Annotated in this window: 9 protein-coding genes; 4 read left to right on the top strand and 5 right to left on the bottom strand. The window is 44.7% G+C overall.

Annotated elements, in window-relative coordinates:
* Positions 1-822 precede the first annotated feature (822 nt).
* From B3N33_RS02940 to B3N33_RS02920, 5 genes are all read right to left on the bottom strand, one after another.
* Complete coding sequence (locus B3N33_RS02940; protein WP_214079299.1) at positions 823-2,484, bottom strand: ABC transporter permease; 1,662 nt, start codon at positions 2,482-2,484, stop codon at positions 823-825.
* Between the two features lie 10 nt (positions 2,485-2,494).
* The gene (locus tag B3N33_RS02935; protein WP_214060443.1) at positions 2,495-3,466 is read right to left on the bottom strand and encodes an ABC transporter permease; all 972 of its coding nucleotides are present in this window, start codon (positions 3,464-3,466) and stop codon (positions 2,495-2,497) included.
* Positions 3,467-3,551: 85 nt separating this feature from the next.
* Positions 3,552-5,276: an ABC transporter substrate-binding protein gene (locus B3N33_RS02930; RefSeq protein WP_292588403.1), complete on the bottom strand. Its 1,725-nt coding sequence runs from the start codon at positions 5,274-5,276 to the stop codon at positions 3,552-3,554.
* The gene (locus tag B3N33_RS02925; protein WP_099830624.1) at positions 5,273-6,445 is read right to left on the bottom strand and encodes an ABC transporter ATP-binding protein; all 1,173 of its coding nucleotides are present in this window, start codon (positions 6,443-6,445) and stop codon (positions 5,273-5,275) included. Before B3N33_RS02925 ends, B3N33_RS02930 begins: the two co-directional genes overlap by 4 nt.
* Positions 6,442-7,479, bottom strand: a complete 1,038-nt coding sequence (locus tag B3N33_RS02920; protein ID WP_349682106.1) for an ABC transporter ATP-binding protein — start codon at positions 7,477-7,479, stop codon at positions 6,442-6,444. Before B3N33_RS02920 ends, B3N33_RS02925 begins: the two co-directional genes overlap by 4 nt.
* Positions 7,480-7,593: 114 nt before the next feature.
* Here B3N33_RS02920 and B3N33_RS02915 point away from each other — a divergent pair, with 114 nt between their 5' ends.
* From B3N33_RS02915 to B3N33_RS02900, 4 genes are read left to right on the top strand one after another with little or no spacing between them, the layout of a single operon-like run.
* Positions 7,594-8,715 carry an alanyl-tRNA editing protein gene (locus B3N33_RS02915; RefSeq protein ID WP_214060445.1) on the top strand — a complete coding sequence of 374 codons (1,122 nt, stop codon included), beginning with the start codon at positions 7,594-7,596 and terminating at the stop codon, positions 8,713-8,715.
* Positions 8,716-8,727: 12 nt separating this feature from the next.
* Positions 8,728-10,074, top strand: a complete 1,347-nt coding sequence (gene dnaB / locus B3N33_RS02910) for a replicative DNA helicase (RefSeq protein ID WP_180979883.1) — start codon at positions 8,728-8,730, stop codon at positions 10,072-10,074.
* On the top strand, positions 10,074-10,835 hold the full coding sequence (locus B3N33_RS02905; protein ID WP_214060446.1) for an ABC transporter ATP-binding protein: 762 nt from the start codon (positions 10,074-10,076) through the stop codon (positions 10,833-10,835). Before dnaB ends, B3N33_RS02905 begins: the two co-directional genes overlap by 1 nt.
* Positions 10,832-11,395: a multidrug transporter gene (locus B3N33_RS02900; protein ID WP_214060447.1), complete on the top strand. Its 564-nt coding sequence runs from the start codon at positions 10,832-10,834 to the stop codon at positions 11,393-11,395. Before B3N33_RS02905 ends, B3N33_RS02900 begins: the two co-directional genes overlap by 4 nt.
* Positions 11,396-11,401: the final 6 nt, after the last annotated feature.

Raw genomic sequence — 11,401 nt, 5'->3', positions numbered from 1 at the left:
AACTAGCTTCAATACTTCTTAGAAGACCGATAGAGCTTTCAGAAAAAGTACTTTCTGAACCAGTATAGGTTTGTGGATAAGGATCAGCCCTTTCTGTCTGTTGAAAGAGAGGTGATTATCTTCATCATTAGGCAGGTCAATAAGATGACTGAGATCGTTTATGTATATGAAGCCAGATCTTATTGGGACAAGTATAAGAAACAGCCAAGGAATTAGCAGGTGTTATTGGAAAGATAGACCCCAAGACAGGTGAATTCATTCTACCTAAATTGGATCCCAAGCAAGCAGCTGTGAGAGATCCGAGCTTGACTGCAACTGCTAGGATACTCGGTCGCTCACTTATACTGGACAGTATAATTGATGATGCTCACTTTATCAAGATTCTTAGCAGCAAGCTATCGACTGGACTGGACTGCAATATGCTTTCTAGATAAAGGTAATCTCTCCGATTATGTCAGGGATTCCCGAAAGAAAGCCGAAAAATACTTCACGGAGGATGGCCTACTCCGTGTCTGTGTCTTTAGACTACCTCTTTTTCATTCGGAATCTGCATAACTAGATTTCGCCCCAAGCTTGAGGTGCATCTCTTATGAGAACAAACATTGTTTTTGACTGCTGGGAAGAGAGAAGGAGCGGCTAGAATTTACAGAGTGGAGTTACTGTTATTGTTTTCGCGAACCTGAAAGACCTAGTTACACAAACCCGTTGCTTCTGACGAGAATGTCTTATCTTCTGAAAACGAGTCCGTGGGGGATAAAATATCGCTTAAAGAAAGCGGGTCATTCGACCCGCTTAAAATCAATCTATTAGCTTCTTATAGGTTTAGTACCCTAGAGATCTGGGATCGAGAGCATCTCTCAGTGCATCTCCGAGGAGGTTGAAGCCCATAACAACTATGAATATGAATATCCCCGGTATTAGTAACCAGGGAGCTTCTGTCATTGCCTTTATACTTTGTGCCTGCGACAACATCAATCCCCAGCTTGCCGAAGGTTCAGTTATTCCCAGCCCAAGGAAACTTAAGCCTGCTTCTCCAAGAATATATCCGGGTATCGACAGAGTTGCTGCAACGATAATGTACGTTGCCGTGTTCGGGATTATGTGCCGTAAAATAACTCGTGATGATGGATAACCCATAGCAACGGCCGCTTGAACGAACTCTGTCTCTTTCAGTCCCAGAACCATGCCTCGGATTACCCTTGACATCCCGGGCCAACCAATAAAACTCAGAATTACAACTATCAAGAGATAAGTCATATGCGAAGGTATGCTTGTAGGTAGAATCGCACGCAGCGAGATCAAGAGATAGAAACTGGGTATCGACATCAGAACCTCGGTGACCCTCATGAGAATTTCATCGGTAATACCACCAAAGTATCCGGCGGCACCTCCAATCGAAAGTCCAAGAGAGAAAGTGATAAGTATGGCAAGAAGTCCAATACTCATAGAGATTCTAGACCCAGCAAGAATCCTCGAGAATACGTCCCTTCCGTATCTGTCTGCCCCAAACAACAAGAGTTTCGATGGCTGGTCTGTTCCAAATAAGTGAATGTTAGTTGGAAATAACCATAAGAGCTTGTAATCCCAGGACTTGGCGAAGAACTTGATCGGGTACTTAACAGTTTCGTACTCTGTAATTTCGGGTTCGACGACTACTCCAAGAAGATTAGGTGAGATTTCAAGCTCGGCTAGAAACTCCTTTGCTAGCTCAACGTCTTCTCCATCAATGTCGATAACTTCATTGTAAATACTTATAGCCTCGAGAACAATGTCCTTGATTTCTGCTTCCTTTTGAGCAAACACTCTGTGAAGAGAACGCTCAGTTACGACTTTTACTGGCGACCCAATCCTTTGAAGTTCTCTGAACCTGCTTGGGCTAAGGGAATCTATGGTGGTTCTATTAGAAGTCTCACTGACCATCATCTTTTCGAAGAGCTCCAGTTCGCTCAGCTTGATGTTCTGGATAACCGAGTAGTCGGGTTGTCCCAAATTAGCCCTATTGCCTTCTGCGTCAAGAGCATATCTGACCGTTTTTATGGTAAGAAATATATCTATTACCCCGTCTTCACCCTTTGTGAAAGTGGTTTCTGTGCCAGTTGACCTATCCAACGCAGTGATCGAACCTATAGAAACACCTTCAACAAATGTTGTTCTGTACGTTTCGGGGTCTCTTTCCATTACCCAGGCGTAAATGTAAGGAGCAGTAAGCTTACCGCTCTCGTCGGTCCAATGAACTCTTGAAGGTGGCGCAAAAGAAAGTCCCTGTGTCTGTTCATAAGGGTTGGTAGGGGACAAGAAGTCGGCCAGCAATGCTATGACGTACATGATTATCAGGATCCATAAAGAAATCATCCCCAACTTGTGTTTTCTCAAAGCTCTCCACACAAGCTGCCATCTACTCATGTACTTTACTTCAAAGAGGTCTTCTTTACTGACTTCAGCACTTTTCAATGTATTGTTATCATTGGTTTTTTTCTTCTTCATTTTACACCCCTCAGCTCAGTCTATAACGAATTCTGGGATCGACCCATGCAAGCAGAAGATCGGCCAGCAGATTGCCGACTACCAGAAGGACAGCAGAAAGGAGCAACGTGGCCATGACAAGGAACAAATCCTGAGCATTCAGGGCTTCAATGACTAGTCTTCCCATTCCTGGCCAACCGAAAACCGTCTCTGTAAGAACTGCACCGCCGAGCAAACCAGAAAGTGCATATCCAAACATTGTGACTATAGGATTGATAGCATTTCGAACTGCGTGCTTGTAGATAACGTTCTTCTCAGGCATTCCCTTTGCCCTAGCAAAAAGAACATAGTCTTGCCTCAGCTGATCGAGCAACTGACCTCTCATTTGCCTCATCAGACCGGCAAGTCCAGAAGTACCCAAGGTGACCATTGGTCCGACCACGTGCCAGAGATAATCACCGATCTTGCCGATAATACTCAGTTCGTTGAAGTTTTGCGAGATCAATCCTCCTATTGGGAACCACCCTGTCTTCGCCGCCATAAAGAGCCATAGCAAAGCAAAGAAGAAGTTTGGAATAGAAATACCAATGAATGCAAGGAAGGCAAAAGCCTGATCACTGGGCGAGTATTGATGAAGGGCTGAATATATGCCAAGAGGAATGCCGATTCCCCAGGTAAAAATCAGTGTGGTGATGCTAAGCAGAAGAGTTGCTCCCAGTCTCCTGAAAACCAGTTCGAAGACAGGAATCCTGTAACTAAATGAATAACCGAAATTCCCTGTAAGAACGTTGCCCAACCACTTGAAATACTGCACGAAGACATTCTGATCAAGGCCAAACTGATTCTCAAGAACCTTTATCTGATCTCTCGAAATAGAAGGGTTTAACCTGTATGCATCCAAGAAATCACCGGGGGCAGCGGATATAATCATGAAGGCCAGTATAGAGACTCCGAGCAGAACCGGAATTGCTAGAATCAGCCTTCTAACTATATATTTCAGCACCTTATTCCCTCCTCAAAACTCACACTAAGTCTCTCGATGATACGAAAAGCGGGAGGGAAACCCTCCCGCAACGAGAATCAAGATATTACTCTTTCCACCAGCCTTCTAACTGGAATAGCAGGCCTGTTGCAGGTGTTAGTTTTTCGACCGGCATCTTAATATTGTTCTTGTAGACATAAAGGAAGTTCTGTGCAATTGTGAACACAATTGGCTGATACTCAGCAAAGAGCATCTGGAATTCAGCAAATAGGTCATATCTGTCTTGTGGATCAACCGCTGACGTCTGGAGTCTGTAGATTTCATCGACTCTCTTCTCCCAGTCGGGGAGAATGTACATGTCCTCAGTTATGTGATCGTCAGGATTGTAGTCCGGAGGATAGTTCCAGAAGTGCAGTCCGCCGTCAAGCCTGTAAACGTTCCAGCCTGTTCCGGGGTCAACACTACCGGTGAGTCCAATGACGACAGCGTCGTAAGTTGCGTCGTTAAGTCTTGAAACAACGGTATTGAAGTCAATAGGTCTGAAATTGACCTTAATTCCAAGTTTTGCAGCCCCATCGACGATGATGTTGCTTATTGCCTCTCTGACTATGTTTCCAGCATTTGTAGTGAGCTCAAACTCAACCGGGTTTCCATTTGCATCAACACAGGTTCCATTTGGAAGCCAGTCGAAGCCGCCTCTTCTGAGTTCGAGTCTGGCTCTTGTTATCGAGTACTTGTAATCGAATTTCTCGATTTCAGGGTAGTAGAAACCGCTTGACGGAGAGACCGGACCGTATAGAGGAGTGCCAAGCCCATTGTATAGAGATTCAATTATAGCGTCTCTATCCATCGCGTAGACGAAAGCTCTTCTGAACCCATCGTTTCTGAACCATTCTCGCTTAACGGGATCTGGGTTGTTGAAGTTGAAGGTAATAAACTGCGAGCCGAGAGCGGGACCACCGACACCGGTTATCCAGCCCTTATCTGCGGCCATTTCTGCTAGCCTTGGGAACTGCTCGGCAGTCGGTCCGTAGAGATCGATCTGTCCTGCTTCAAATCTGAGCAGAGAGGTATTCTGGTCGGCGAGAAGCTCGTAATTCAGCTTATCGAAGTAGGGCAATCTTACACCGTTGCCATCGACTTTCCAGTAATATGGATTTCTCTCGAAAACGATTCTGACGCCTTCGACGTAATCCGTAATCACAAAGGGCCCCATTCCAACAAGCTTGTCAAAGTCAGCGATCGTCCAGAATTCCGGATAGGTACCGTTGGCGACAACTTCCTCGAGCACATGTTTTGGCATGATGGGGCGGAAGCCGATCTGCCTAAGGGCCGTTACCTGGGGAACTGTCCAGGTGAAGGAAATTGTGGTGTCATCTACAATTTCTACAACCGGTAGCTGGTCGTTAGAATCCAGATAGGACCCGTTGCCGTTTGCCGTGTTTTCCGGGACAAAGGAAACATTTACGAATGTCCAGTAAACATCGTCAAGTGTGAATGGTGCTCCATCGGACCACTGAATGCCCTCCCTTATCTGCACGAAGAAAGTCAATCCGTCATCAGAGAACCACCAGTCTTTTGCAAGACCGGGAAGCGACGGCATACCACCCTCATCGGCTTCAATAAGAGTTGCCAGTATGAATCCTAGAGGATCTGTTGAACTAGTTTCCTGTGCCCAGTCATAGTTAAATGTCTTTGGATCTCCCAAGCCCCAGTAATAGAAAGTACCTCCGGGCTTGCCGTTCCATGTCTCTTCTACGTGATACTCGGGAGCTGCGAAAAGGATTCCAACAGCAATGAGTACTACGAGAAGCACTAAGAGTTTCTTCATTTACTTTCCCCTCCTTGTTCATGAGATGTGGAATAAAGATGGCACGCAACATAATGGTTTTCATCCGCCTTGAACATGGGCGGATATTCCTTGGTACAAATATCCATTCTGTACTTGCATCTCGGATTGAAGAAACAGCCAGACGGTCTGTTTATTGGACTGGGAACCTGTCCGCCAACCAGGTCTTTCCGGTTACGTTTCTTCTTTGGATCGGGTATTGGAGCAGCCGCCAGGAGCGCCTTTGTGTAAGGATGCAATGGGCTGCTGAAGATCGACTCACTATTGCCCTGCTCTACGATCCTACCAAGATACATGACAGAGACTTCTTGAGAAATAAACCTTACCAGAGAAAGATTATGAGAGATAAATACATAACCTGCATTGAGCTGCTCCTGCAGTTTCTCAAAGAGATTGACTATCTGAGCTTGAACCGAAACATCCAAGGCAGAAGTCGGCTCATCGAGAACGATGAGATCGGGGTTTACACTGATAGCCCTTGCAACGGCTATTCTCTGCCTCTGACCACCGCTGAACTGGTGCGGATATCTGTCCACGTGATATTGCTTAAGACCGACTTTTACAAGCAGTTCCTTCACCATTTCAACTGCTTCGTCAAGGTCTTTAGCAAGTTTGTGAAAAAGAAGTGGTTCAGTTAACATCTGCCCAACTGTCATCCTTGGATTCAGAGAAGACATTGGGTCCTGAAATACTATCTGTGCCTTTTGCCTGAGAAGCTTCTTCTTGTGATCTGACTTATCAAATAGAATATCGATTGCCTTGGAAGAGTCCTTATTGACACTATTGTAGATCTCGTACATCTTCTTTTCGAAAGGCTCAAAACCAACTCCGTCACCATTATTAAATTTCTCCGTATCGAAATACTTCTCTTTCAGATACTGTTTTGCCCTTCGCTTCTTCATGAAGTAGAAAGTGGTGTCTTCTTCATCAATAAGCATTTCTCCATCAGTCACTTCATGAAGGCGGATAATCGACTTACCGATTGTAGTCTTGCCACAACCTGATTCTCCAACTATACCGATTGTCTTTCCTCTATCTACCGAGAAAGACACATCATCAACTGCCTTGACGAATCCTACGACTCTCTCGATGAGGAAACCTTGCTTGACTGGAAAGTATTTTTTCAGATTTCTAACTTCAAGAAGCTTCATTCTTGAGCCTCCTTGACCAGCAATACTTTGTTAGTAATTGGGTTCCAGCATCTGACGAAATGATTATCCTTCATTTGCTCAAGCTGTGGCATCTCCTTGTAGCATCTATCAACCGCTCTTGAACACCTTGGAAGGAAGGGACAGAGATTCGGAGGATTCAACATTACTGGCGGCTGGCCAGGGATAGGTAATAGCTTATCTTGCTTTATGTCGAGTCTAGGAATGCACTCAAGAAGTGCAAATGTATATGGATTCATTGGGTTTTCGAAAACCTCAAGAGAATCAGCCATTTCCATTTGATAGCTTCCATACATAACGCTGATTCTCGTAGCAATTTCAGCGATTACTGCGAGATCATGGGTAATGAAAATCATGCTGCTGTTGAACTGCTCCTGAAGATCCTTCATCAGTTCTAGAATCTGAGCTTGAACTGTCACGTCTAGAGCTGTTGAAGGCTCATCGGCAACCAGGATTTCAGGATCGCACGACAGCGCTATCGCTATTACTACCCTCTGGCGCTGTCCCCCGGAGAGTTGAAAGGGATAATCATCGATTCGTTCGGAAGGCTTAGGAATTCCTACCTGTTCGAGAAGCTTTATCGATCGTTCTCTTGCTTCCTCTTCGGTAACTTTCTTGTGATGAACAATGGTCTCTATCATCTGGTTACCAACTGTGTACATCGGGTCAAGGGAGGTCATAGGGTCTTGAAAGATCATCCCTATGTGTTTGCCCCTGACTCTGGAGAAACTATCTTTCGGAAGCTTTGCCAAGTCAATATAATCCTTTTCACCGCTCTTACTGAATTCGTCGGTTAAAAAGAGAATCTCGCCACCAGCAATGAAGCCTGGGTTATCAACCATTCCGGCTATTGTTTTGACTGTTACGCTCTTTCCAGAACCGGTCTCTCCAACTATTCCTAAGACATCATCTCTATAAAGATCAAAAGAGACATCTTGAACGGCCTTAACAACTCCTTCTGCCATACTGAAATGAGTAGATAGATTCCTTATCGAAAGGATTGGCCTTTCCTGCAACCAAATCACCCCATATTCATTTTTCACGAATTATACCCACGGAGTTTAAGTAAAAGCTTACTGTATAATTATTACATATATTTGCACTTAATATCAAGTGGCTGGGGGCGATGTATGTTAGAAGTAGTAAGGGAAATATGGTTTGGAGAAGGTACTACCTACGTCAAGATATGTTACGGTAATGTGTATGCTGATGGAGAAGCAGGACAACTTGGAGATCGTGGAAAAGTGGACGAACTGGATATCTTGTCAGTAAATGAGTCGAATAATGAGATTCTTATCAAAGTAGATGGAATAATAGATAAGGATAGAGGTGAATCGGTGGACATCAGGATCGATGAGACGAGGAGACGGGACATCTCGCAGCAGCACACTGCGCAGCACCTGTTATCGGCAGTGTTTCTTCGAGAATTGGATGCCGAAACCGTTGGGTTTCAGATGGGGGAAGAACACACGACAATCGACCTTTCGCTTGGTGTTCTCACAGATGATATGATTTTTCATGTTGAGAGAATCTGCAACGATTTGATCGGTGAGAATCTTCCAGTAAAAAGCTTCAGTGTCAAAAGATCTCAGCTTCAGAAGTTGGGATTGAGGAAAGAGATAGATCAGAGAATCAGCGAAAGTGACAAGGACATCAGAGTGATTGAGATTGAAGGGATAGATGTAAGCGCCTGCTCGGGTCTTCATGTTGAGAGGACGGGGCAAATTAGGCTCGTGAAAATCCTGAAACGCGAGAAAGTCAAGGGTTCTCTCACCAGAGTCTTCTTCGCCGCGGGAAATAGAGCCCTAGATGACTATGTCGCAAAACACAATCTCACAACCAAGTCGGCTTTATTTCTCACCTGCAAATACTCCGATCTGCCGAATCGGATCGAATCCTTAATAGGCGAGCTCAAAGCAAGCAATTCGATAATAAGAAGCCTCTCTGAAAGACTAGGTCATTATATAGCGGAAGATATTGATAGATCGCGATCGAGGATTACTTTTCTTGAAGAAGAGGAGAGTGTTCTAGCTGCAATTACCAAATTCGTCACACTGGAAGAGTATCTTATTATTGGAAAGGCAAATGATAGATTCCTGCTTTTTGGTAAAGGCTTTGACTGTCAGGAGGTCCTTACAAGAGTCAAGGAAGAACTGGAAGTTAGAGGTGGTTCTGGTAAGGATAGAGGGCAGTTTCTTTTCGAAGGAGATTTTTCAGCGGTAAAGGAGCTTATTCTAAAGAACTTCTCATAATTGGAAGAGTTGGTGAATGAATTGAAGACGAGAATTCCTCCGAATAGTATTGAATCTGAAGAGGCTGTTATAGGGAGCATCTTGATTGATCCAGATGTGGTCCCGGATGTGATGGAGCTTCTCACAAGTAGGGATTTCTACTCTCGAAAGAACCAGTTGATCTTCTCCGCAATGGAGAAGTTGTTTGATGAGGGGAGTCCGGTGGATATTGTGTCAGTTACTGAAAGACTAAGAACCGGCGGAGTGCTCGAAGAAATGGGAGGCGAAATCGAGCTTGCCAAACTCGCGGATGTCGTTCCAACTTCTGCCAACTTCTTTTACTACGGCAAGACTGTAAAGGAGAAGGCTCTTCTGCGATCGCTGATAACTGCGGCCAGCTCGATAGTTGAAAACGCATATGAGGGAGAAGAAACAGACGAGATCCTTGACAATGCAGAGAAAGCGATATTCCAGATTACAGAGGCGCAGATTTCGAAGACGTATCAGCATATTGGTAAGATAATGCATGAGCTATTCCAGAATCTTGAAAGGCTGAAAGAGAATGCGGTGACCGGTAGGATCACGGGTATCGCATCTGGTTACAGGAAATTGGATGAAGTTACCACAGGATTTAGACCGTCGGATTTAGTTATTGTTGCTGCACGCCCATCGATGGGAAAGACTGCTTTTGCTCTTAGTCTGGCAACCAATATGTCTCTGAGATTTCAGTTGCCAGTAGCTGTCTTCTGTCTTGAGATGTCGAAGGAACAGCTTGCACAGCGACTTCTGTGTAATGTCACTAATTTTGAACTATCTCGCCTCAGGGCAGGAGATATTGGCACTGAAGATTGGAAACGTTTGACAAATGGTGCCAGTACCCTGCAGACGGCTCCTATAATTATAGACGATGAACCATCCCTTGATCCCAGAACGCTCAGAGCAAAGGCGAGGAGAATCAAGATGGAGCACAACGTTCAGGTCATATTTGTCGATTACCTCCAACTGATGCATACGAAAGGCAGATCCGACAACCGTCAGCAGGAGATCTCGGAGATCTCGAGATCTATGAAGCTCCTGGCAAGGGAATTGAACATCACCGTTGTTGCACTTTCACAGCTTTCCAGAGCGGTGGAGCAAAGAGAAGACAAGATGCCGCGTCTTAGTGATCTCCGTGAGTCTGGAGCTATTGAACAAGATGCTGACACAGTGATGTTCCTTTATCGTGATGATTATTACAAAGATAAGAGCGATGTAAGCAATTTTCCACAGGTTACCAAAGTGATAATCGGAAAGCAAAGAAATGGTCCGGTAGGTACCATAGAACTGATGTTCCATCCAAAAACGGCAACTTTCTACGACAAGGCGTTTGAAGAAGAATGATGATAGAAGCAGTTGATTTGACAAGGCGTTTCGGGGATCTAACAGCCGTTGATAATCTGAATCTGAGAGTATCGTCAGGAGAGATATACGGTTTTCTTGGGCCAAACGGCGCGGGCAAGACAACTACAATAAAGATGCTGACCGGAGTAATTGCTCCTAGCTCGGGAAGTATACGAATTGCGGGGCTCGATATTGAAAGAGACCTCATGGAGATCAAACAGATAATATCTGTTGTTCCAGATGAACCTAAGATGTACGAAAATCTAAAGGGAATAGAATTTGTGAAGTTCATAATCGACATATACAAGCTTCAACCCGAAGAGACCATATCAAGGCTTAGAAACCTGGCAGACGCGTTCAAGATCGATTACCTTGGAAAGTACATAGGAGATTACTCTCATGGGATGAAGCAGAAACTCATGGTTGCCATTGCTCTCATGAGAGAATCATCTGTGATATTCCTCGATGAACCTACCGTTGGTCTTGATGCCTCAAGCGCAGGGAAGCTGAAAGCATGGCTTAGAAACATTGCAAATAGGGGAGCAACTGTATTCATGACAACTCACGTGCTCGAAGTAGCGGAAAAGATGTGCGACAGAATTGGAATTATCGATAGAGGTAGGATGATCGCCGAAGGCACGCTTTCTGATCTGAAAGAAAGCTTCGGCAGTGTGGAGTCAAGTCTTGAGGATCTCTTCCTGGACATTACCGGTGATAACGGTGTGAAGGCCGTGATAGAGAGTCTGGAGGAGGAAGAGTGAGGGTTTTTCTGACATTTCTGCACGAGATTCTTGTTGGATCGATAGCAATCTCTCAGCTCTTCTTCTGGGAAGCCTCACTTTCAGCCGGATTGATGCCTTTATCGATTCTTATGGGAATAGTCGTCTACAGACAGGAGTTTGAAAAGAACATATGTTCAAAAGATATGCTTACTGATAGTGCAAAGGGAGTCTTAAAGAAGCCATCTGTCCTGATACTCTTGATTTCGTTGTTGATCTGCTGGAGCAGGAGTCTCTTTTCGATTCTTGGTTTTGTTTCATCTATGGCCTTAGTGATCTCACTCGCTTCGTTTTCCTTTCTTCCATTTAGAAAGCTGAGGAGAATAGAGGAGAAATCTGTAGCGGTCTTCATTGCAGCTACCACGCTTATAACAGGTTGGGTATTTCCGTCAATTCTGAAATCTTCGCTGTTTACCAGCGGATATCTTCCTTCTTTCTGGCTTCTCCAAATTGCCTCTGGCGACGTTACTGCTTTCATCCTTGTTGTTGTTTTGTCCCTATGGCTTATTAGAATCAGATATCGATTCGACAAGAAAGGCTAAGATTAC

The organism is Mesotoga sp. UBA5825, assembly GCF_002432955.1.
In the GTDB taxonomy this organism is placed as follows: domain Bacteria; phylum Thermotogota; class Thermotogae; order Petrotogales; family Kosmotogaceae; genus Mesotoga.
This window is presented reverse-complemented; position numbering and strand designations above follow the sequence as displayed.

Bases quoted from the DNA above. Each gene is read 5' to 3' on its own strand.
- B3N33_RS02940 (WP_214079299.1), bottom strand. From the start codon at position 2,484: ATGAAGAAGAAAAAAACCAATGATAACAATACATTGAAAAGTGCTGAA.
- B3N33_RS02930 (WP_292588403.1), bottom strand. From the start codon at position 5,276: ATGAAGAAACTCTTAGTGCTTCTCGTAGTACTCATTGCTGTTGGAATC.
- B3N33_RS02925 (WP_099830624.1), bottom strand. From the start codon at position 6,445: ATGAAGCTTCTTGAAGTTAGAAATCTGAAAAAATACTTTCCAGTCAAG.
- B3N33_RS02915 (WP_214060445.1), top strand. From the start codon at position 7,594: ATGTTAGAAGTAGTAAGGGAAATATGGTTTGGAGAAGGTACTACCTAC.
- B3N33_RS02905 (WP_214060446.1), top strand. From the start codon at position 10,074: ATGATAGAAGCAGTTGATTTGACAAGGCGTTTCGGGGATCTAACAGCC.